The organism is Cupriavidus sp. D384, from assembly GCF_001652915.1.
GTDB lineage: Bacteria > Pseudomonadota > Gammaproteobacteria > Burkholderiales > Burkholderiaceae > Cupriavidus.
Genome location: NZ_BBQI01000039.1, coordinates 22,869 through 45,300, shown reverse-complemented (window position 1 = coordinate 45,300; position 22,432 = coordinate 22,869). Strand labels below are relative to the sequence as shown.

Annotated in this window: 21 protein-coding genes and 1 tRNA gene; 11 read left to right on the top strand and 11 right to left on the bottom strand. The window is 65.5% G+C overall.

The features are described from left to right. Window positions 1-8: 8 nt before the first annotated feature. The 6 genes from A9J21_RS12190 to gloB form a co-directional block, all read right to left on the bottom strand. Window positions 9-803, bottom strand: a complete 795-nt coding sequence (locus A9J21_RS12190; RefSeq protein WP_066735880.1) for an SDR family NAD(P)-dependent oxidoreductase — start codon at window positions 801-803, stop codon at window positions 9-11. 2 nt (window positions 804-805) lie between these two features. Beyond that, window positions 806-3,181 carry a bifunctional salicylyl-CoA 5-hydroxylase/oxidoreductase gene (locus A9J21_RS12185; protein ID WP_066735875.1) on the bottom strand — a complete coding sequence of 792 codons (2,376 nt, stop codon included), beginning with the start codon at window positions 3,179-3,181 and terminating at the stop codon, window positions 806-808. A gap of 176 nt (window positions 3,182-3,357) precedes the next feature. After that, entirely contained in the window at window positions 3,358-5,247 is a 1,890-nt protein-coding gene (locus tag A9J21_RS12180) for a propionate--CoA ligase (protein WP_066735873.1), read from the bottom strand. 46 nt (window positions 5,248-5,293) lie between these two features. Beyond that, window positions 5,294-6,292, bottom strand: a complete 999-nt coding sequence (locus A9J21_RS12175) for a glycerophosphodiester phosphodiesterase family protein (RefSeq protein WP_082926367.1) — start codon at window positions 6,290-6,292, stop codon at window positions 5,294-5,296. 123 nt (window positions 6,293-6,415) lie between these two features. Next, window positions 6,416-8,119, bottom strand: coding sequence for a transglycosylase SLT domain-containing protein (locus A9J21_RS12170; protein WP_066735871.1), 1,704 nt, complete (start codon window positions 8,117-8,119; stop codon window positions 6,416-6,418). Window positions 8,120-8,311: 192 nt separating this feature from the next. Then, entirely contained in the window at window positions 8,312-9,112 is an 801-nt protein-coding gene (gloB, locus tag A9J21_RS12165) for a hydroxyacylglutathione hydrolase (protein ID WP_066735869.1), read from the bottom strand. 10 nt (window positions 9,113-9,122) lie between these two features. Here gloB and A9J21_RS12160 point away from each other — a divergent pair, with 10 nt between their 5' ends. From A9J21_RS12160 to A9J21_RS12145, 4 genes are all read left to right on the top strand, one after another. Further along, entirely contained in the window at window positions 9,123-9,923 is an 801-nt protein-coding gene (locus tag A9J21_RS12160; protein ID WP_066735867.1) for a class I SAM-dependent methyltransferase, read from the top strand. A gap of 27 nt (window positions 9,924-9,950) precedes the next feature. Further along, a complete protein-coding gene (rnhA, locus tag A9J21_RS12155; protein WP_066735865.1) occupies window positions 9,951-10,388 on the top strand; it encodes a ribonuclease HI in 438 nt (145 codons plus the stop codon). A 49-nt stretch (window positions 10,389-10,437) separates the two neighbouring features. After that, window positions 10,438-11,175: a DNA polymerase III subunit epsilon gene (dnaQ, locus tag A9J21_RS12150; protein WP_066735863.1), complete on the top strand. Its 738-nt coding sequence runs from the start codon at window positions 10,438-10,440 to the stop codon at window positions 11,173-11,175. Between the two features lie 140 nt (window positions 11,176-11,315). Continuing rightward, window positions 11,316-11,390: transfer RNA gene (locus A9J21_RS12145), tRNA-Val, on the top strand. Between the two features lie 121 nt (window positions 11,391-11,511). On the opposite strand, the gene A9J21_RS12140 is transcribed toward A9J21_RS12145, so the two are convergent. Further along, a complete protein-coding gene (locus A9J21_RS12140; protein WP_066735938.1) occupies window positions 11,512-12,294 on the bottom strand; it encodes an AadA family aminoglycoside 3''-O-nucleotidyltransferase in 783 nt (260 codons plus the stop codon). 255 nt (window positions 12,295-12,549) lie between these two features. Between A9J21_RS12140 and A9J21_RS12135 the strand changes: the two genes are divergently transcribed. The 7 genes from A9J21_RS12135 to A9J21_RS12105 all read left to right on the top strand — a co-directional run bounded on the left by A9J21_RS12135 (window position 12,550) and on the right by A9J21_RS12105 (window position 17,912). After that, window positions 12,550-14,931 (top strand): ATP-binding protein, encoded by a 2,382-nt coding sequence (locus tag A9J21_RS12135; RefSeq protein WP_066735861.1) that lies wholly within the window; start codon window positions 12,550-12,552, stop codon window positions 14,929-14,931. A 91-nt stretch (window positions 14,932-15,022) separates the two neighbouring features. Beyond that, on the top strand, window positions 15,023-15,742 hold the full coding sequence (locus A9J21_RS12130) for a methyl-accepting chemotaxis protein (RefSeq protein ID WP_066735859.1): 720 nt from the start codon (window positions 15,023-15,025) through the stop codon (window positions 15,740-15,742). Beyond that, window positions 15,739-16,290, top strand: coding sequence for a hypothetical protein (locus A9J21_RS12125; RefSeq protein WP_231906896.1), 552 nt, complete (start codon window positions 15,739-15,741; stop codon window positions 16,288-16,290). Before A9J21_RS12130 ends, A9J21_RS12125 begins: the two co-directional genes overlap by 4 nt. A 45-nt stretch (window positions 16,291-16,335) precedes the next feature. Then, complete coding sequence (locus tag A9J21_RS12120; RefSeq protein ID WP_066735857.1) at window positions 16,336-16,701, top strand: response regulator; 366 nt, start codon at window positions 16,336-16,338, stop codon at window positions 16,699-16,701. A 193-nt stretch (window positions 16,702-16,894) separates the two neighbouring features. Further along, the gene (locus tag A9J21_RS12115) at window positions 16,895-17,170 is read left to right on the top strand and encodes a DUF3562 domain-containing protein (RefSeq protein WP_231906895.1); all 276 of its coding nucleotides are present in this window, start codon (window positions 16,895-16,897) and stop codon (window positions 17,168-17,170) included. Between the two features lie 28 nt (window positions 17,171-17,198). Then, window positions 17,199-17,429 (top strand): hypothetical protein, encoded by a 231-nt coding sequence (locus A9J21_RS12110; protein ID WP_082926365.1) that lies wholly within the window; start codon window positions 17,199-17,201, stop codon window positions 17,427-17,429. A 24-nt stretch (window positions 17,430-17,453) separates the two neighbouring features. Then, entirely contained in the window at window positions 17,454-17,912 is a 459-nt protein-coding gene (locus tag A9J21_RS12105) for an MEKHLA domain-containing protein (protein WP_066735852.1), read from the top strand. Window positions 17,913-18,066: 154 nt separating this feature from the next. On the opposite strand, the gene A9J21_RS12100 is transcribed toward A9J21_RS12105, so the two are convergent. From A9J21_RS12100 to A9J21_RS12085, 4 genes are all read right to left on the bottom strand, one after another. Continuing rightward, window positions 18,067-18,684, bottom strand: a complete 618-nt coding sequence (locus A9J21_RS12100) for a DUF6932 family protein (RefSeq protein WP_066735851.1) — start codon at window positions 18,682-18,684, stop codon at window positions 18,067-18,069. A 183-nt stretch (window positions 18,685-18,867) separates the two neighbouring features. After that, window positions 18,868-20,469 (bottom strand): rhodanese-related sulfurtransferase, encoded by a 1,602-nt coding sequence (locus tag A9J21_RS12095; protein WP_066735850.1) that lies wholly within the window; start codon window positions 20,467-20,469, stop codon window positions 18,868-18,870. After that, complete coding sequence (locus A9J21_RS12090; RefSeq protein WP_066735847.1) at window positions 20,466-21,086, bottom strand: cysteine dioxygenase; 621 nt, start codon at window positions 21,084-21,086, stop codon at window positions 20,466-20,468. The genes A9J21_RS12095 and A9J21_RS12090 overlap by 4 nt, the downstream gene beginning before the upstream one ends. A gap of 87 nt (window positions 21,087-21,173) precedes the next feature. Further along, entirely contained in the window at window positions 21,174-22,382 is a 1,209-nt protein-coding gene (locus A9J21_RS12085) for an acyl-CoA dehydrogenase family protein (protein WP_066735842.1), read from the bottom strand. Window positions 22,383-22,432 lie beyond the last annotated feature (50 nt).

Below are 22,432 nucleotides of genomic sequence, written 5' to 3'. Positions count from 1 at the left end.
CCACGCAATCACCCCGCCATCACCTCGCCGCCCGCCACCGGCACGGCCTGCCCGGTGATCGCGGATGCCGATGGGCGGCACAGCCAGGCCACGGCGTCGGCTACCTCGTCGGGCTGCACCAGCCGGCGCTGCGGATTGCGGGCGGCCAGCTCGGCGCGGGCCTGTTCTTCGGTGCGGCCGGTCTTGCCGACGATATTGGCGACCGCATCGCGCACGATGTCGGTCTCGGTATAGCCGGGGCACACCGCGTTCACGGTGATGCCCTTGGGCGCCAGTTCCAGCGCCAGCGCGCGGGTCAGGCCGATCACGCCGTGCTTGGCTGCACAATAGGCGCTGACATAGCCGTAGCCGATCAGCCCTGCCGTGCTCGCCACATTGACAATGCGACCCCAGCCCTGCTCCAGCATCGCGGGCAGCACCGCCTGGGTGCACAGGAAGGTGCCGGTCAGGTTGACGTCGAGCATGCGCTGCCACAGCGCCAGGTCGGTCTTGGCGAACGGTGCGCTATGGGCCTGGCCCGCGTTGTTGACGAGCAGCGTGATCGGGCCGCGCTCGCTGGTGGCTTGTGCAAAGGCCGCGGTCACCTCGTCGGCATCGGTAATATCGGCCGCCGCCGCGCCCAGCGCCGCGCCGTCCACGGCCAGTGGCTCCAGCGCCTGCATGGCCGCATCCAGCACCGTGCAGTCGCGGCCCACCAGCGTCACGCTGGCGCCTTCTTCCAGCAGCCTGCGGGCAATCGCGGCACCAATGCCGCGCCCTCCTCCGGTGACCAGCGCATGGTGGCCTTGCAAAGCCATCGCCATGATTACTTCCCCGGTTGCTGCGCGTACGCGGCCGCACGCGCCAGGTTGGTTTCGAGCTGCCGCTTGCCGGCTACGTACTGCTTCGGCCATGCGACATCGCGGTAGCCCAGCCGCGCCGCTTCGTGCAGTGTCCACGCCGGGTCGGCCAGGTGCGGGCGCGCGATCGCGCACAGGTCGGCGCGACCCGCCGCCACGATGCTGTCGACGTGGTCGGCCTCGAAGATGGCGCCGACGGCAATCGTCGGGATGCCGGCCTCGTTGCGGATGCGGTCGGCGAACGGCGTCTGGTACATCCGGCCATAGACCGGTGCCTGGTCGGGGCTGACCTGCCCGGACGAGCAATCGATCATGTCGGCGCCGGCCGCCTTGAAGGCCCGGGCGATCTGCACGGCATCGTCGGCGGTGATGCCGCCTTCGACCCAGTCGTGGGCCGAGATCCGCACCGACATCGGCTTGTCCTGCGGCCAGACCGCACGCACCGCCGTAAAGACTTCCAGCGGAAAACGCAGCCGATTGGCAAGCGAGCCGCCGTAGTCATCGGTGCGCACGTTGGTCAGCGGCGAGATAAAGCTCGACAGCAGGTAGCCGTGCGCGCAGTGCAGTTCCAGCCAGTCGAAGCCGGCCTGCGCCGCACGGCGGGCGTTGGCGACGAAGTCGTCGCGCACGCGGTCCATGTCGGCGCGCGTCATTTCGCGCGGCACCTGCGACACACCGGGCATGTACGGCAGCGGCGATGCCGACTCCAGCGGCCAGTTGCCCTGGGCCAGCGGATGGTCCATCTTCTCCCAGCCCAGCTGCGTGGACCCCTTGCGCCCGGCATGGCCCAGCTGCATGGCGATGCGGGCGTCGCTGTTGGCATGCACAAAGTCGACGATGCGCTTCCACGCATCACGCTGCGCGTCGTTCCACAGGCCCGGGCATCCCGGCGTGATGCGGGCGTCCGGCGACACGCAAGTCATCTCGGCCACCACCATGCCGGCGCCGCCCATGGCCCGCGAGCCCAGATGCACCAGGTGAAAGTCCCCCGGCACGCCATCGACAGACGAGTACATCGCCATCGGGCTGACGACCACGCGGTTTTTCAGCGTGACGCCGCGCACCGTGAACGGCGTGAACATCGGCGGCAGGCCCGCATCGCCATCGGCAGCGCGCAGCTTCAGCGTCTCCTGCGGCACGCCGGCCTGCGCGGCCAGCCATTGCTCGAAACCGTCGACATAGCCCGCGTCGCGCACGCGCAGGTTTTCGTGAGAGATCCGCTGCGAGCGCGTCAGCAGCGAATACGCAAACTGCTCGGGCGCCATGCCCGCATAGCGCTCGACATTCTCGAACCACTCGGTGGAATTGCGCGCGGCATTCTGGATTTTCAGCACCTCGACGCTGCGCGTGGCCTCGTAGCGCGTCAGCGCCTCGGGCAACCCATCCACACCGGCGCCGCGTTGCGCGCCGATCTCGTTCGCCAGGTCGATCGCATCTTCCAGGGCCAGCTTGGTGCCCGATCCGATAGAGAAGTGCGCGGTGTGCGCGGCGTCACCCATCAGCACAACCGGCACGCGGCGGCCGTCGGCCAGCGTGTTCCAGTGCACCCAGCGGTGACAGATCACGCGCGGGAAGCGGATCCAGTTTGCCGAGCCGCGCAGGTGCGTGGCATTGCTGATCAGCCGGTGGCCATCCAGGTGGCGGGCGAACAGCCGCTCGCAGTAGGCCACGCCCTCTTCCTGGCTCATCTGCTCGATGCCGGCGGCGCGCCACACGGACTCCGGGGCCTCGACGATAAACGTCGACGTGTCGTCGTCGAAGCGATAGGCATGGGCCTGGAACCAGCCATGCTCGGTCTTCTCGAACGCGAACGTGAACGCGTCGAACAGCTTGTGCGTGCCCAGCCAGACAAAGCGGCACTGGCGCGTGTCGATGTCGGGTGCAAAGGTGCCGGCGTAGCGCGTGCGAATGCGGCTGTTGATGCCATCGGAGGCAATCAACAGGTCGGCGTTGTACTGCTGTGCCAGCGCCTGGTCGTCGGTGGCATCGGTCTCGAATACCAGCTTCACGCCCAGCGCCTCGCAGCGGGCCTGCAGGATGTTCAGCAGCCGCTTGCGGCCAATGCCGATGAAGCCGTGCCCGCCCGAGCGGATCGTGCGGCCACCAATATGGATGTCGATATCGTCCCAGTGGTTGAACGCCGCGTTGATCTCGGCCGCGCTGGCCGGATCGGCCAGCTTCAGGTTTTCGAGCGTGGCATCGGAAAACACCACGCCCCAGCCAAACGTGTCGTAGGGTCGGTTGCGCTCGACCACCACCACCTCGTTGGACGGATCCTGCAGTTTCATCAGCAGGCCAAAGTACAGCCCTGCCGGGCCGCCACCAATACAGAGCACACGCATCTGTCAGTCTCCTGCACGCCTGCGGCACGGGCCGGAGGCGTTCTACATCAGGGTTAAATATTTTATGCTTAAAATATTAGGGCGCTCGACGATGACTGGCAAGAACAATTTTAGGCGGCGGCCGATGCGGCCCCCTCTTCTGCTCACGCAGAAAAGGGGAGCCTCCATCACATCAGTCAGCCCAAGGCGTCTTTCACCTGATCCAGCGCGGTCGGATCCTCGATCGTCGTCAGGTCGCCCGGATCGCGCCCTTCGGCCACGGCCTGGATGGCGCGGCGCAGCAGCTTGCCCGAGCGGGTCTTCGGCAGCGCGTTGACAAAGAACACGCGTGCCGGCCGCGCCACCGCGCCCAGTTGCTGTTCCACGGTCTTCATCAGTTCACCCTCGAAGATCAGGCGATCGGCGTCCGAACCGGTGCGGCTGGCATCTCGGGCAATGCAGAAGCCCAGCGCCACCTGCCCTTTCAGCGCGTCCTGCACGCCCACCACGGCCACCTCGGCCACGCCCGGGTGCGACGACAGGCTTTCCTCGATCTCGCGCGTGCCCAGCCGATGCCCGGCAACGTTGATCACATCGTCCGTCCGGCCAAGGATGAAAACGTAGCCGTCCTCGTCGCGCACGCCCCAGTCGAACGTCGAATAGCTCTGCCGGTTCGGCACCGCCGACCAGTAGGTGCGCACGAACCGGTCGTTATCGCCCCACACCGTGGTCATGCAGCCGGGCGGCAGCGGGTAGTCGATGGCCACCACGCCTTTCTGGTTCGGCGGGCACTCCTCGCCGGTCCCCTCGTCCACGATCCGCAGGTCATAGCCATAGGCCGGCACCCCGGGCGATCCCAGCTTGGCGGGCAAGGCCTCGACACCGCGCTGGATCGCGATGATCGGCCAGCCCGATTCGGTCTGCCAGTAGTTGTCCACCACGGGCTTGCCGATGCCGTCCTGGATCCAGCGTGCCGTGGGTTCATCGAGCGGCTCGCCCGCCAGGAACAGCAGCCGCAGGCTGGACAGGTCGTACTGGCGCAGCAGCGCCGGGTCCTGCTTCTTGAGCACGCGGATGGCGGTGGGCGCGCTGAACATGATATTCACGCCATGCCGCTCCACGATCTTCCAGAGAATGCCGCCGTCCGGGCGGATCGGCGTGCCTTCGTACATCACCGTCGTCATGCCGGCCAGCAGCGGCGCGTAGACGATATAGCTGTGCCCCACGACCCAGCCCACGTCTGACGCCGTGAACATCGTGTCACCGGGCTTGCCGCAGAAGATGTATTCCATCGACGTTGCCAGCGCCACCGCATAGCCGCCGGTATCGCGCTGCACGCCCTTGGGCTTGCCCGTGGTACCCGAGGTGTACAGCACGTACGACGGCTCGCTGGACTCCAGCCATACGCAGGGCACCTGCTGACCGGCCATCCTGTCGCGCCAGGCGGCGTAGTCTTCGTCGCGGCCGGGCGTGCGCGGCATGTCGGCCAGCCTGCGGTCCACCAGCAGCACCTTGTCCGGATGATGGCCGGCCAGCCGGATCGCCTCGTCCAGCAGCGGCTTGTACGGCACTACCTTGCCCGCGCGCGATCCGGCGTCGGCGCTGACGATCACCTTGGGCTTCGCGTCGTCGATACGCGCCGCCAGGCTGACCGATGCAAACCCGCCGAACACCACGGAGTGCACGGCCCCGATGCGGGTACATGCCAGCATCGCGAACATCGCCTCGGGGATCATCGGCATATAGACCAGCACCCGGTCGCCGCGCTGCACGCCCAGCGCCTGCAGCGTGGCGGCCATGCGGTTCACCTCGTCGTGCAGCTGGCGATACGTGTAGACCTGCTCCGTATCGGTCTCGGTCGACACATAGACCAGCGCGCGCTGGTCGGCCCGCTCGGCCAGATGGCGATCGATGGCGTTGTGGCAGAGATTGGTCCGCCCACCGACAAACCAGCGCGCGAATGGCGGATGGCTGTCGTCGAGCACGCGCTCGAACGGGGTTTCCCAGTCGATGCGCGCGGCCTGTTCGGCCCAGAATCCCGCCTTGTCGGACAGGGAACGCGCGTGCAGGGCACGGCTTGCCGTCATGATGTGTCTCCTCCGCTTGTCGTTTGTCGTAATGCGGTGCGGATGGCTACGGCCGGCCAGGGGTGGATGGGCTGCCGCGCGGCGCCTGCTGCTTGCACCGCGTGGGGTCCTGCACCACCTGGGCACGGATACCGGCCATCTTTTCTGGAGAATCTACCATGACGGCGTCGAGGCCCAACCGTTTGGCCTCGCAGTAGGCGGCCGTATCGTTGACGCCGAACGCCACAAGGTTGGCCTGCGCCCTGGCGCGGTAGCAGTTCACCGATTCCCGGGTCCAGAATACGGCGCTTACGGGCGAACGCCCTTCCCCCAGGGTGAATGTCTCAACCAGTTCCACGTTCCGGCGCAACTCGAATCCGGCCCACGTGCCGGAAGCCGGCGGTGTGCCGCAAGCCTGGCCTAGCGTGGCGGTCACTAGCCGATTGCGCGTCGCATCGCGCGACTCGAACAGACGCGCCCTGGGCCACTGGGCAAAGGTCTGCTGGAAATCCGCCTCGGTCGAATAGATCAACGCGCGATCCCAGGCATTTTCCGATGTCAGCACCTGGGCCACAGCAAAGGTCAGCGGCGCCGCCGGCATCGATTTCATGTCGAGCACGACCGGCACGCCGGCGGGAATGACGCGCAGGGCATCGCGCAACGTCGGAATACCCACCGGCTGGTCGCGATAGGGATATCGCTTGCTGCCATCGGACGCGTTCTGGACAAATTGCCATCCAGCGTTGAGCCGGGCAAGCTCGGCCGCAGTCCAGTCGGCCACCTTTCCGGTGCCGTTGGTCAGCGCGCCTAGCGAGGCCGGACGGTACAGCACGGGCACGCCATCGGCGCTTGCCTGGACCGACAGCCAGATCATGTCCACCCGCTGCGCCAGCGACGACTCGATGGCGACCAGCGTGTTTTCCGGACGATCCGCAGTGCCGGCGCGATGGGCCATCAGTTTTGGAGCGGGGTATTCAGGATCCGAGCTGGAATGCCCGGCATCGCATGCGGCGCCAAGGCAGGCCGCGGCCAGCGGCAGGATGGAGAGGGTTCGGAGGAGAGTCATGGGCGAAAGTGACAGGGAAAGCGTCACTTTGGTCGCCCCGAACCCGAGGGGTCGTTGATGGCTGTCAATCAGGCAGCCCGTCGACAACAGGGCCCCGCCGCATCCGCGGAGCCCGGTCGCCGATCAGCGAGAATGGCCCTTGGCGGACTTGGCCGATGTCGTCGGCTTGGCGGGCGCGGCCGGCACCGGCTTGCTGGTCGACTTGCTGGCGCCCTTGCGCGGCGCAGCCTCGACCACCACGCGCTTGCGCGGCTCAGCCTTTTCAGCTTTCGATGACTTGGAGACCGATGCCTTCTCGGCTTTTTCCGATTTGGCCGCAACGGTCTTGCCGTGTACCGCCTTGCCACGCACCGGGGTTTCGTCGCCATCGTCGCCGCGCTCGGCCCGTGCCGCCGCCGGCGAATTGGCACGCAGCATCAGCACCAGGCTCTGGCCGGCCACGAGCTTGCTGCCCGACAGCTTGTTCCAGGACTGCACCTGCCGCACCGACACGCCATAGCGGTGCGCCACCGACGACACCGTGTCCTTGCGGCCCGCCTTGACCACCACGCGCCGCGCATCGGGCACATCGGGCTCGACGGCCAGCATCGCGGTGTCCACCAGCGACGCGCTGATGTCCTGGTCGTGGCGATCGGTACGCGGAATCATCACCGTCGACCCCGCCTTCAGGCGCATGCCCTTGGGAATGCGGTTGATCTCGCGCAGCGTGTCGACATCGACGTTGAGCCGCGCGGCCAGCGCTTCCACGCGCTCGCGGCTGTCCACCGTCATGGCCGTCCATGTGGACAGGCCACCCCGGTAGGTATTGAGGTTGTACTGGAAGCGCTCGGCGTTATCGAACGGCAGCAGGATCTGCGGGTTGGCGGCCCCCAGGATCACCGGACGGTTGAACGACGGATTCAGCGCCTTGAATTCGTCCAGCGGCATGTTGGCCAGCTTGGCCGCCAGCGCCACATCGATATCGCGCGACGTGGTCACCGTCACGAAGTACGGATGATCGGGAATATCGGGCAGCTTCACGCCATACGCGGCCGGGTTGGCGATGATGTTCTTCACCGCCTGCAGCTTCGGCACGTAGTAGCGCGTCTCGTTCGGCATGGTCAGGCTGGCGTAGTCCGTGGGCAGCCCGCGCGCCTGGTTGCGGGCGATGGCCCGCGACACGGCACCCTCGCCCCAGTTGTACGCGGCCAGCGCCAGGTGCCAGTCGCCGAACATGTCATAGAGCCGCGACAGGTAGTCGAGCGCGGCGTCGGTGGACGCCAGCACATCGCGCCGCTCGTCGCGGAACATGTTCTGCTTGAGGTTGTACGACTTGCCCGTGCTGGGGATGAACTGCCACATCCCGGCCGCCTTGGCCGTGGATTCCGCCTGGGGATTGAACGCGCTTTCCACGAACGGCAGCAACGCCAGCTCGGTCGGCATGTTGCGGCGCTCCAGCTCTTCCACGATGTGGTAGAGGTAGCGGCTCGACCGGCCCACCATCCGCTCCATGTAGTCGGGGCGGGCGGCGTACCACTGCGTGCGGTCATCGACCAGCGTGCCCTCCAGGTCCGGCATCGCAAAACCCTTGCGGATTCGGCCCCAGATATCGGAGGACGGCCCGCGCAGCCAGTCCACGCTGGACTGGTCGACATTGGCGACGTTGGATCGGGAAAGCGAGCCGGCGCGGCCGGTGCTGTTCAGCGTGTTGAGCGGGTCCTTGGGTGGACCGGATTCCAGGGCGGTCGGCGTGCCGGCCATCTCGCCGGCAGGCGGAGTGGGTGTGCTGGCGCAGGCTGCAAGCAGCGCGGCACACGCAACTACCGCCAGAAATCGACCAAATCGCATTAAGTTCTCTGAAAGTGACGCCAAAAATTTCGCCTGATCCTATGGAAAAGGCCGGTTGGCGTCAATGAGATTTTCCCGAAGATGCAATTTGGACATCTTGCGATACCCCAAATGGTGGCAGGGCCCGCGTTCCCCGGCCCTGCAGGCCGCCGCCCTGCCTGCAAACGTCTGGAATGTATTGGCGATCCGTGACTAGCGAAAGTTGTCCTTCCATCCGCGCAGCGCACCGAACGCCGCGGCATCGCTGCTGACGTCGCCGCCCTGCCCCTGCACGGCCCGGCGCACGGCCGGCTCGCGCGACCGCAGGAACGGATTGACCGCCCGCTCATGGGCCACGGTGGTGGGCACCGTCGGGGTATCGGCCTGGCGCAAAGCGTCCACCCGGGACGACCACGCGGACAGGTCGGCGTTGCCCGGCTCCACGGCCTGCGCAAAGCGGACATTGCTGCGCGTGTATTCGTGGGCGCAGTACACGCGGGTATCGCCAGGCAAGGCGGCCAGCTTGTCCAGCGACGCCAGCATCTGCGCCGGCGACCCCTCGAACAGGCGCCCGCACCCGCTGGCGAACAGGGTGTCGCCGCAGAACACCACATGGCCTGCGCCGGGCAGGTCGCCCACATAGGCCACGTGTCCGGCGGTGTGACCCGGCACGTCCAGCACGCGGAAGGTAGCGGCCAGATGCGCCAGCGTCACCGTATCGCCCTCGCGCACGGCCTGGGTGCGATGTCCGATGCGTTCGCCGGCGGGTCCGATCACCGGTATCGGGGCGCCGTCAGGGCCGGCCGGATGGCGTTCCAGCAAATCCGATACGCCTCCCTGATGATCGCCATGGTGATGGGTGATTACAATAGCGCCCAGTGCCAGCCCGCGTTGCGCCAGAAAGCGCTCGACCGGCCCGGCCTCGCCTGGATCCACCACTGCGGCACTTTTGCCGTCGTGGATGGCCCAGATATAGTTGTCCTGAAAGGCGGGGATTGGCTCCACTTTCAACATGTGTGCTCCTATGTCCAACCGACCGATTATAGATTGGGAAGAATGGCTGGCGTCGCCGCCCGGGCAGTACATGCTCCGGTGGGAGGCCCAGCAATATGACCGGACGGTAACGGATATCTTCGGCTACCACGCGGTGCAGCTGGGGCTGCCCCATATCGACACGCTGCGCGAGAACCGCATGCCGTTCTCGGCGCTGGCGCTCGATGACCGCGCCGGCCCCCACGGCCCGCGCGAGACGCACCCCGACGCGCGCCAGCTGCTATGCCGGTTCGACGAATTGCCATTCGACACGCAGAGCATCGACCTGCTCACGCTGCCCCACATCCTGGAGTTTTCCGAGGACCCGCATGAAGTGCTGCGCGAGGTATCGCGCGTGCTGATGCCCGAGGGCCGCGTGGTTGTGACCTGCTTCAACCCGATGAGCCTGTGGGGCGCGCGCCAGGGCCTGAACCGGCTGGGCGCCACGCCCTTCCTGCCCAGCGACGCGCAGACCATCGGCTTTGTGCGGATCAAGGACTGGCTCAAGCTGCTGGGCTTCGAGATCATCCGCGGGCGCTTTGGCTGCTATTGCCCGCCCTACCGCACCGACCGCTGGCTGCAGCGCGCCGCCTTCATGGAGAAAGCCGGCGACCGCTGGTGGCCGATCTTCGGTTCGGTCTACATGATTTCGGCGGTCAAGCGCGTCAAGAACATCCGCCTGGTGGGCCCGGCCTGGAAAACAGCCAAACCCGCCCTGGCACCGGTGTCTGCCCCGGTGGCCACGCCCACGGGCACGCACGGCAAACATCACAAGACCACGCCTGGCGCCTGAAGCGCCGGGCCATCCTGAATTCCATCCATGCAAGAAGTCACGATTTATTCCGACGGCGCCTGCAAGGGCAACCCCGGCCCCGGCGGCTGGGGCGCCGTGCTGGTCTCCGGCGGCCACGAGAAAGAGCTGTTCGGCGGCGAAAGCCCCACCACCAACAACCGCATGGAGCTGATGGCCGTGATCGAGGCGCTGCGCGCGCTCAAGCGGCCCTGCGTCATCAACATCTATACCGATTCGCAGTATGTGCAGAAGGGCATCAGCGAATGGATCACCGGCTGGAAGAAGCGCGGCTGGATGACGGCCGACAAGAAGCCTGTCAAGAACGCCGACCTGTGGCAGATCCTGGACGAAGCCCGGCAGCCGCACGTGATCGAATGGCACTGGGTACGCGGCCATGCCGGCCATCCGGGCAACGAGCGCGCAGACCGGCTGGCCAACCGCGGCGTGGAATCGATCAGCACCTGACCCTCGCAATCCGTCGCCCGGCCGCGCCGAGCGATTACAATCCTGCCCCATGCGACAGATCGTTCTCGATACCGAAACCACCGGCCTGAACCACGCCACCGGCGATCGCCTGATCGAAATCGGCTGCGTGGAACTGGTGAACCGCCGCCTGACCGGCCGCAACCTGCACTTCTATATCAACCCGGAGCGCGACGTCCCCGAAGACGCCGTGGCCATCCACGGCCTGACCGCCGACTTCCTGGCCGACAAGCCGAAGTTTGCCGAGGTCATGCACGAGATCCAGGAATTCGTACGCGACGCCGAGCTGATCATTCACAACGCCGCGTTCGACATGGGCTTCCTGGAGATGGAGTTCAAGCTCCACAAACTGCCCCCGTTCCGCGACCACGTGGCCAATGTGATCGACACCCTGCGCGAAGCGCGCCAGATGTTCCCGGGCAAGCGTAACTCGCTGGATGCCCTGTGCGACCGCCTGGGCGTCAGCAACGCGCACCGCACGCTGCACGGCGCATTGCTCGATGCCGAGCTGCTGGCCGAGGTCTACCTTGCCATGACGCGCGGCCAGAACTCGCTGGTCATCGACATGCTCGACGGCGCCGCAGCCCAGGGCGAAACCCGCGCCACCGCCGACCTGTCGGCCCTGACCCTGCCCGTGCTGCTGGCGACCGAGACCGAAGTCTCGGCCCATGAGGGCGTGCTCAAGGAACTGGACAAGGCCAGCGGCGGCAAGACCGTCTGGAAGATCGAAGTCCCCTCCGAAGTGCCTGCCGACGCCACTGTGCAATAGCGCCCAATCCGGCCAGTGCCGCAGCCCTCACAACTTTTTTAAAGAAAGTTCAAAAAAGGGCTTTACAAGATACTGGCCCATCGGCATAATCTCGTTTCTCCACTGCACGACGCCAGCAACAACGGCGACGAAGCAGCAAGGGGTGGTTAGCTCAGCGGTAGAGCACTGCCTTCACACGGCAGGGGTCACAGGTTCAATCCCTGTACCACCCACCAGATTCATCAGAAAGCCCAGCAGAAATGCTGGGCTTTTTGTTTTGGTGCGCATTGGCGCGTATCGGTGCGCTTGATACTCGTCATGCGCTGCTTGTCAGCCAAACCATCGGTGGATCGGTGCCTACGCCACCAGAATTTCCTCAATCGTGGCGCGCACAAGGCGGATGAATGCCCCCACCTGCCTGCCATCGGCCAGGGCCGATGGCTGCCCGCCGTCCAGATACCCTGCCCTCGCCGCCATCAGCACCGGACGGAATCCATCCGGCAAGCGTTCCAGCGCCCACGCGGACGCCGCGTCTTTCGGCGTGATTTTTCCGGTTGCCGCGCTGTACCAGATGCGGGCCAGCGCCAATACGATGTTGCGTTCATCGCCCTTCCAATCCGCCTCGGTATTCCACTGCGTCACGGTATCGCGCAGCGCGCGGTTGAAGTCTTGCGAGGGGACGGGATCAAGCAACGTGTCCGCCGACGGGCCCACCAGTGCCACGCTGTGCTGGCGAGCCTTGGTCAGCAGGATCGCCAGGTCGTGGTCGACAACCGGCGGCTCCACGATACCGGCCTGCAAATCCGCACGCAGCCATTCTCCGAACTGGACCTCGCGTCGTGCCGGGTAGCGCCAGGGCACAACATCCTCATGCGCCACCACGGTGACCTCCAGCGCGCGCCAGCGTCCGTCACTGCCGGGCGGCACGGAGATCGTCAGCAAATCGAGCATCAACGCGCGTCTGGCCGATTCTCCAAGCCGCGTACGTACGATCACCAGCAGATCGATATCGCTGTGTGGCTTCAAACCGCCATCGATCGCCGATCCAAACAACTGGATGCCAGCCAGCGTGCCGCCGACGTGCCGCGCAATCACTGCGCATGCCAGCAAGGCCTGCTCTGAAATTTCCGCGGGAACCATCAGGCGCGCCAACCCGGTCATCGACAGACTCTTCCAAGTCAAATTCACCCGGCAAGCATACGGCCAACGGTTGCCAGCGGTCACGCGTTCTCCCAGCCTCCCCCTACCTCTGAGGGGCACGACCGCACCATGACATGTCATCCCAAGGTCACAGTGCAATCCCCATAATCACCCCCGAAAAATATGTCTCGCAAAAGACGAGGCAGATCCCCTTCGTTGAAGGGCTTGACATTCGTAATGCCGGGGAGCTTTGCCATGACCATTCGTCAGCGCATTGTGCTGCTGATCGTCCTGATGTGCCTGGCGTTGGCCGCGATTGGTGGCTACGCCGTACTGCAGACACGTTCCAGCGCTTCTGAAGTGAAACAGGTGACCGAGGGGGTCGTTCCCAGCGCGTTGGCCTCGGCCGATATCGTGTCGCTGGTCAAGGATATCCAGCTGGCCACCATGACCCTGGTCTACGCACCGGACGCCAACCTGCTGGCCCAGGCGCAGGAAGACCTCAAGGCCAGGCAGACCGCGCTGAGCGACGCGCTGTCCAGGCAGGCCAACAACGCGGGCACCCAGGCGCAGAAGGGTCTGCTGACGCAGGCCAACGAGAGCCTGACCAACTATTTCGACGCCATCCGCGAAACTGCGGAAATGAAGGCCGCGGGCCGCGACGAGATCGCGCAGGCCTTCCTGTTCGCCAACGTCGCCCGGTACCGCGACGAGATGGAGAAAATCGTCGATACGCTACGCGTTGAGAAGAATCGCGAGAAGGACGATGCCATTGCCGCGCTGAACAGCAAGCTCGCCAGCGCGGCCGGCACCATCGGTCTGGTCAGCGCGGCCGCCGTGGTGTTGCTGTCGCTGATCGGCTGGCTGCTGCACCGCCAGATTGCCCGGCCGCTTACGCGCATGCAGACCACCATGAGCGAAATCGCCGCCAGCCAGGACTTCACGCGGCGCATCGAGGTGGGCCGCATGGACGAAATTGGTCATTCGATCGTGGCGTTTAACCAGATGATCGAGCGGATTCAGGAGAACGCATCGCTGTTGCGCCAGAAAACCACCGATATCCAGGCGATCCTGCAGAACATGCAGCAGGGCATTCTGACGGTGGTCGATGGGGGCGTGGTGCATGCGGAATACTCGGCATATCTGGAACAGATTTTCGAGACCGGCGACATTGCCGGCCGCCGGTTCATGGACCTGGTGTTCGCCGACACCGGCCTGGGTGCCGACGCGCTGGCGCAGGTAGACGCCGCCATCGACGCCTGCCTGGGTCAGGACGGCATCAACTTTGTCTTCAACGAACACCTGCTGCCCACCGAAATCGAGAAGCGGCTGCCCGCCGGCCAGATCAAGGTGCTGGACCTGAGCTGGTCCGCCATCACCGACGATGCCGACACGATCATCAGGCTGATGCTCTGTGTGCGCGACGTGACCCAGCTGCGCGAACTGGCGGCCGAGGCCAGCGAGCAGCGCCGCAGCCTGGAGATCATCGGCGAGATCCTGGCCGTGAGCGAGGAGAAGTTCCACAAGTTCATGGAAACGGCGCATGGCTTCGTCCACGAGAACGAGCACATCATCCGGCAGTCCACCGAAGCCGACAATGCCGCCATTGCCGCCCTGTTCCGCAACATGCATACGATCAAGGGCAATGCGCGAACCTACAAGCTCCAGCATCTGACCGATGTGGTTCACGAGGCCGAGCAGCGGCTGGAACTACTGCGCAACCTGGAACGCCAGGCCAGCGAGTGGAATCCCGATGCGCTGCTAAAGGACGTTGCGCGGGTGCGCGACACGCTGGCCCGCTACGCAACGATCAGCGAGGACAAGCTTGGCCGCAGGGGCAATGGCGATGCACGCGGGCCGGCAGCACTGGCCGCTGGCCGCCCGACAGACGCCGAGATGGCCCGCATCCGCGAAAGCCTGCGCCTGCTTGAAGGCGCGCGCACCGATAGCCTGGCCGAATTGCTATCGATGCGGGCGGCGGTGCATCGCATCCTCCGCGTACTTGACGCCACCAGTTTGGCGGAAGTGCTATCTCCGGTGGTCGATGCCCTGCCCTCGCTGGCCGCGGAACTGGGCAAGGCCGCCCCGCAAGTCAACATCCAGGACAACGGCTACCGCCTGCGTGCCGAAGTCACGGGCATGCTGGAAAACGTGTTCACGCACCTGCTGCGCAATGCGATCGACCATGGCATCGAGCCGGTCAACGTGCGCCTGGCCGCTGGCAAGCCGGCGGCGGGCACGATCCGGATCGAAGCCGGGGTCGATCAGCAGCAATTGCAGATGACCGTTGCCGACGATGGCCGTGGCCTGGCATTGGGCAGGATTCGCGCAACGGCCATCGCGCGTGGCTGGATCGACGCCGATGCCGGGCTCAGCGACGACGCCATTGCGCATTTCATATTCCACCCGGGCTTTTCGACGGCGGAAAGCGTGACCACGATCTCGGGCCGCGGCGTCGGCATGGATGCGGTGCGGGAATTCCTGTCGCGCTCCGGCGGCACCATCGAACTGCGTTTCACTGACAACCACGTGGGCGCCCCCTTCCGTCAGTTCCAGACCGTGGTCAGCCTGCCCGAACGGTTCGCCGTGGACAGCGTGGCCGTGCTGGCCGAAACGCCCGCGCCGATGGCGCTGTAGCGCGGGCGGAAATCCGCATCGGATCGGGCAGGTTGGGCAGGTTGGGCAGGTTTGAAAATGGCTGGATAGCGTCGGATAAGGAACAGGCAGTATGGGTGAGTATCTTGCAGGTGCATTGCTGGGCGCGGCGATAACGGCGGTGCCGGCCTGGCTGGCATGGCGCCACAACGCCGGACGTATGGCAGCGCAGGCGCAGGCCACGCAGGACAGCGCGCTGGCGTCGCGCGACCAGGCCCAGGCCGAACTGCGCGACCGCATCGCGCAACACGAGCGTGACAAGGACGCGCTGGCCTCGGACATCCAGCGTCTGCAGGAAACTGCGGCCGGACAGATGGCCTCCATCGACCAACTTGGCGCGGAACTCGCCGCCAGCCGCCAGCTGCAGGCCGATGCGCTACGCCAGGCTCGCCAGATCGGCGACGAAACGAAGCGCTTGCGCGGGCTCGCCGACACGTTCGAACGCTGGCACGAGCAGATGATCTCGCTGATGGCGCGTAACCGGGCGATGCACGAGCAGAACATGGAGCTGTCGTCGATTGTTCGCCACGTGGTGATTGTGTCGCTCAATGCGTCGATCGAGGCTGCGCGCGCCGGGGCGGCGGGCCGGGGCTTTGGCGTGGTGGCAAGCGAGGTGCGCGCACTGGCGGCCCGATCCGAGGCGCTATCCAAGAGCTACGGCGACAGCCTGCATCAAAGCGACCTGACCACCACCGCCACGTTCCAGGACATTCAGGCCGGCGGCAAGATGGTGACGGCATCGCTGGCAAGCGTCGCGCTGCTGGCCGAGCAGTTCGAGGCGGCATACCAGTGAACGGCGCCCTGATCAGCGTGCAGGCGCGGCACAGCCTGGAGCGCGTGCTGCGTCGCGCGGTGGAATCCCGGCTGGTACTGACCGACGACGATTCCTGCGAGATCACCCGCCTGGAAACGCAGCCGGCCCCGGTCGCGGACGAAGATGTGGTCGTCGTGCTCACGATCTCGTCGATGGGCTTCCGGTACATGCTGTTCTTGCGCTTCCGCGACGACGCCGCGTCCGCCAGCTACTTCGCACGCGGCAACGGCAGCAATCTGCGCGACACCTTGCTGGAACTGGGCAACCTCTGCTGCGGCGCAATCAACCAGGACCTCGTCCGGCATTTTCCGGACCTCGGCATGTCGACGCCCTATCTGCTGGGCGGCCAGAGCCTGCGCCACGTGGACAGCCTCCGCCCCGACTATCGCGCCAACTTCGATGTTGCGATCGGCACAACGGTGCGGGTCGGCGTGACGATGTGCATGTTCACGCGCGTATCCGTCGACTTTCAGCTGGGACAGGAGATCGAGGAAGACTCCAGCGAAGGCGAACTCGAATTGTTCTGACGCTTTTAGCGCTTTTAGGTATGAATTGACCGGTAGGAAAAGAAAATGGCGAAAATTCTAGTAGTGGATGATTCGAGCGCGGTGCGCGACGAGGTAGCAAGCTTTCTGCGCACCAACGGGCTGGACGTACAAACCGCCGTCGACGGCAAGGACGGCCTGTCCCGGCTCAAGGCCGACCCGGGCATCCGCCTTATCATCAGCGACGTCAACATGCCCAACATGGACGGCCTGACCATGGTCGAGAAAATCCGCGGCGAGCTGGCCAACAAGAGTGTCAACGTCGTGATGCTGACCACCGAAAGCAGCCAGGCGATGAAGGACCGGGGCAAGGCAGCCGGCGTCAAGGGCTGGATCGTCAAGCCATTCAAGGGCACCGCGGTGCTTGAAGGGCTCAGGAAGCTGGCCATCTGACCAGTCCCTTGTCCGGCGTTATCTTGGTCATTTCTACCCGCCTTGCGGCCTCCGTGCTTTCCAGAGTCGGACGCTGCGGCACGTGCTCGCGGGGTTACTCGGATAAACATTAGAGACAAAGCCAATCAGAAGTTGATTCGATGGAGAGGGGCCGACTACCATAGCTTCACGCCGATCCCAACTGGAGTGCCCGATGAATCACTCTGAAGACGTTATCCAGGAATTCCCGCCAATGCAGGAGCGCGTGGCAAACGACGAAGGCCCTGTGCGCAAAGCCAGGCCGGCAGCGGGCGAAGATGCGATTGCCCGCATCGCCAGCTCGCTTGCGTTGCCAGTGGAACAGGTACGGTGGGAGTTCTGGCATGCCTGGGACGGCTTGCTGATCGATGCGAAGTTTCCCGATTACCTGCTGGTGCTGACGGAGCGCAAGGCCCTTCAGGCACTCCGCGGCAAACACGTTCACCACTAGTCCAGGAAGCGACCAAGAAAACATGCCCATGTCCAAGACCACGAAAAAGAAGTACCTCAAGGCCCTGAACCGGAGCCTGAAGAAAGAAGCTGGCAAGGATTTCGGGTCGAGCTTTGTCTTTTATCCGATCGGCGCGAAGCCCAAGGATGCCACCGGCGTAACCGCCAGCGATGCGGCCAATCCACAAGAACTGAAAGTCATGGAGACCGTCCAGGCCCGCGTGTTCGCGGAGTTCAGCAGCGCCGCCGGGGCTGCCTGACAGCTGGCCGGAGGTTTGTCGTCCTTGCTTCCCCGTTACAGCGACCCCGCGTTCTACGCGCTGCTCGCCAGCAGCTACGCACGGCTGCTTGGCAAGCCATTGGTGCCACAGCCAATGCCCACGGCCGAGGCCGCCGCATGGCTCTATGAGACGGCGCCCTTCGCCATCCTGGCCCATGACATCGCGCCCGACCCGGTTTTCATCTACGGCAACAAGGCCGCCCAGCAGCGCTTCGAATACGACTGGGACGAGATCACACGCCTGCCCTCGCGGCTATCGGCCGAGGCGCCGAACCGCGAGGAACGGCAGCGGTTTCTCGAACGCGTACGGCAGCACGGTTACGAATCGGGCTACAAGGGCGTACGCATCACCAGGTCGGGGCGCCGCTTCATGATCGAGGAAGCCACGCTGTGGCAGATGTTCGATGCCGACGGCGTGCTACACGGACAGGCCGTGATCATTCCGCGGACGCGGGATTTGTGAGGGCGGCGCCGGCACCTGGGCCTGGACCACTGCCAGCTCCTCAAGCACCTGATTGAGTCGATACTCGAGACTGCGGCGCGTAATCCCCTCCGGCAGCGACTTGATCATCCTCGTGAGAAAGTTTCGGTCTGCATACAGCCGGTTGATCTGATATTCAGTCATTTGTCAGTCCTTTGAAATGCAGTTCAGGGGTACCGAAATTCGCGCGCTGCGTCAGCCGACACGCGGCCGCATCAAGGACGTCATGCGCCGAATCATCCAGGGCGGGATCAAGATCGATCTCCAGGAAGCCTTTCCACTGCAAGCTTCGACGATGTGACCAGAGGCTGTACCAATAGGTCGACAGGCAGATCAGGTCCCGCATGGAAATGGTGGAGTCGACCCAATAGCTGTCCACCATGAATCGCCTTTTCACGAACTGCTGGTCAAGTAGATGCTGGGGTACCCGTTTCGCAAGCATCCGATCGTGGTCGTCCAGGAACGTCACGACGTCGATGTCGCGCGGGTCGCGCCACTCCAGCGTTTCGATGTCCTCGGAAAAACTGCCGTCGATCCATTGGAAACCGCTGCGGACGCCGGCTTCATGAAGCGCCTTCCTGAACGCCAGCAGTCCCTGCAAAAGCTTGCAGCGATGCAATGACGTGGCAAATCGCTCCACCAACGCAATCAGCGATACGTTGTAAGGCGACCGTTCCATGCTCACCGGATGGAGCCCGTTCACCGGCGGCAGCACCCGCTCATCATTCCACGCGGGTATCGGTACGACATTCATGGATTGACCCCCAGTTTCTGTGGCCCCTGCCTTTCGGATGAGAAAGGCGGTGCCGTGTTTTCGAGGGGGGATCTTCACACGTATCGGCGTAAACTTCTGTGCCCAAATGGAACATTCCTGTTGCATTTGGGCATGGCACCCTGCGTTGCACAGGGGCCTTGCCTTGGCGCAATGCGAACTGGCTCAAGCCACCGCAAAGAAATGCGTGCCGTCGCGATCGAGTTGCGCGATCAGGCCGAATTCCCAGTCGAGATAGGCCTGCATGGCTGCGGCCGCGTTGTCGGTACCCTCGTAGGGGCGGCGGTATCGGTCCGTACGCGGCACGGCCAGGCGTGTCTCGCCTTGCTCCACCGGCAGGCCTGCGTCAAACCACGCCGCGTTGCCGCCCTCCAGCACAAACACGTCCGCTGCTGTCAGGGCCCGCAGGTCTGCCGCCGCAAACCGCGCCAGCAGGCTCGACCCGCATGTCAGTACGTAGCGGCGGGCCGGCGGAATCTGACGCAGTGCCTGGGCCAGTTGCGCCCGGATCGCGTACCACGCGCCCGGGATATGGCGCTTGACGTAGTTGGCGCTGGCCGTCACGTCGATCACTGCGACGTCTCCCGCTTCCAGCCAGCTCGACAGCGTTGCTGGCGAGACCGTGGCCACGTCCGGCGTGGCGGGACGATTCGCCGCGGGTGCTCCCCGCTCGCTGCGCTGGGCGTCGCCAACCGGTTCCACGACGAAGACATCCCACCCCATCTGGGCCAGCCACGACGCGCTCATGTTCGCACGCACATCGTCGTCATCCGCCAGCACGATGCGTGCGCCGCGCACCGGCGCATTGTGATCGGTTTCCTGCACCAGCTGGCCGCCCGGGGCACTGGCAAAGCCGGGCAGATGACCATCGGCATATTCCTCGGGCGTGCGCACGTCGAAGCGGTACACAGTGCGCCCCGGTGCGTCCAGCGATGCCAGCGCCCCGAAAGCAATGCGTTTCACGCCTGCCTTGTCGGCGATGGCGCGAGCACCCGTGCGGGCATGCTCCAGATTGCCGGCGCCCACCTGGGCCGGTGCACGGCGGCTGGCACCGTGCGACAAGGTCTGTCCCGCCAGGGTCCAGCCGATCGTGCCGTTGCCCAGCGCTGCCACCGGATTCGGAATGCCGGCATTGATCAGCGACTGCGTCCCGATAATGCTGCGCGTACGGCCCGCGCAATTGACGATGACCTGCGTGCCAGGGTCGGGCGCCAGCTCACGCACGCGCAGCACCAGCTCCGCGCCGGGCACACTGGTCGACGTGGGAATGTTCATGGTCTGGTACTCGTCGAAGCGGCGCGCGTCGACGATCACCACATCGGCCTTGCGATCGATCAGCGCCTGCACCTCGGTGGCGCTCAGCGAAGGCGTGTGCCGCCTGGCCTCCACCACTTCTCCGAATGACTTGCTGGGCACGTTGACATCGCGAAACACCTCGCCGCCACCGGCAATCCATGCGCCCAGGCCGCCGTCGAGCAGCGACACATCGGTATAGCCAAGCGAACGCAGCACGCCGGCAGCACGCGGCGCCAGATCCTGGCCGTCATGCTCGCCGTAGACCACGATGCGGGTGTCGCGTCGCGGAATGCGGGTCCACGCTTCCAGTTCCAGCTTCGACAGCGGAAAGTTGGCCGCCCACAGCGGATGCTCTTGCGCGAACGGATCTTCCTCGCGCACATCCACCAGCGCGATCTCGGTGCGGTCCAGCAACGCCTGGCGCACTGCCTGGCTGGTGGTGACGGGAAACGGATGGCTGGCTGCGGTCATGATGCGACGGATTCCTTCGAGCGGTCCCAGGGATTGGGCAAGGTGGTATTCGAGTAGCCGGAGATGAACGTCTTGGTGCCGCCGGCCTCCGGATAGACATGGCGGCTTACCGCGCCAATATTGGCGCCGTAGACATGGATGCTGATCGATACGCGGTCGTCGAAGGCATTGTGAACGCGGTGGATATCGCCCACCGTGGGCGACACGGCCTCCACCTGACCCGGTTCCAGGCGCACCGGCTGGCCCTCCGGGCGCGGCACGCCGCCGCCGCCAATCGCGTACGACTGCGCGTACTCGGCGCCGCGCAGCATGCCGATCAGGCCCCACACCGTATGGTCGTGGATGGGCGTGCGTTGTCCGGGCCCCCAGACAAAGCTGACGATCGAGAACCGTTCGGCGGAATCGCAGTGCAGCAGCATCTGCTGGTAGTACTCGGGATGGGGCTGCGCATAGCTGTCGGGCAGCCAGTCGTCGCGCGCCACCAGCCTGGCGAGCAGCCGGCCGCCTTCGGCGAGGATGCGGGGCTCGTCCGGCTGCTGGTCCAGCAAGGCGGAAAAGGCGGTGATGAAGTCGCGTAGCGGCGCCAGCGCCTGCGCGCCAGGTAGTGTCCCAGCCATGGCTTGTCTCCAGATTTACGTGTGCCGTCTAGGCTGCGGCACATCGCACACAACCATAGCACGGCGGGCAGTTGTCGGCACGCCGGTTCAGGCCCCCAGCGCCACGCGTCCGGCGGCGGTGAGGATGGCGTCGTTCTGCGGGGTGTGGATGCGGCTGCAGAGCACGTCGCGATAGTGGCGTTCCAGCGGGTTGTGCCGGCTCAGCCCGTGATTGCCCGACAGTTGCAGCGCCAGTTCCACGGCGCGGATCGCGTTCGACGTGACGGTGTACTTGAGCAGGCCGCTGTCGGCCGGCAGCGGTGGCGTGCCGGCATCGCTGCGGGCGGCAATGTCGTCCAGCAGCACCCCGTTCACGCGCAGCAGCGCAGCGATCTCGCCAATCGACTCCTGCACGCGCGGCAGGCTCGCCAGCGGCTTGCCAAGGCTGCCCGGCGCCCGCTCGCGCACGAACTGGCGGATCCAGTCGAAGCCCGCACGTGCCACGGCATCGTACAGACTGCCCAGCAGCGTCACCATCCACGCCTGCTGGTCGGCATTGGCGTCGATGTCCGCCTGGCTGCCGCCGGCCGGCGCCCAGGCCGCGGGCGGCCGGATGTCCACTGCGTTTTCCAACGGAATCCAGACATCCTCGAAGACCGTCTCGTGGCTGCCTGACGCGCGCAGCCCCAGATGATTCCAGCTTTCGATCACGCGGATGCCGGGCGTATCGGCGTCCGGTTTCGGCACCAGGAAGATGCCCACGCGCGGCTCCGGCTCGTGCGTGCGCGCCCATACCGCCAGCCAGCGCAGGGCCGGGATGCCGGTGGTGTAGAGCTTGTGGCCGCGCACCCGCCAGCGATCACCCACGCGCGTGGCAACCGTGCCGGGCAGCCCGCCGCGTGCCGGCGAGCCAAGTTCCGGCTCCACGCGCAGCGCGTTGATCAGGCCGCCCTGCTCCACGGCGCTGCGGAACACCTGCTGGCGCACCGCGTCCGGCCAGCGCGAATCGGCGCGGCCAATGGCCCGATGCTGCAGGTAGGTCATCGTCAGCACGAGCGCGGTGGCCGCATCGCCACCCGCCACGGCCGCAATGATGCGCCGCGCTTCGGCCAGCCCCGCACCCGCCCCGCCATGCGCGGACGGCACCACCTGCGCGATCAGCTTGTAGCGGTGCAGCAGCGCGAAATTGTCGTGCGCAAACGTGCCGTCGGTGTCGTGGATGGTGGCGGTAGTGGCAAAGCGCGCGGCCAGTTCGGCCAGCACATCGTCCAGCCGTGCCGCCGGGGTCGGCAGGCGATGCAGGGATGACGAAGACATGGATTTCCTTCGGGGGATGGGATCAGGCGTCACATAGCGTACCGCCGCAT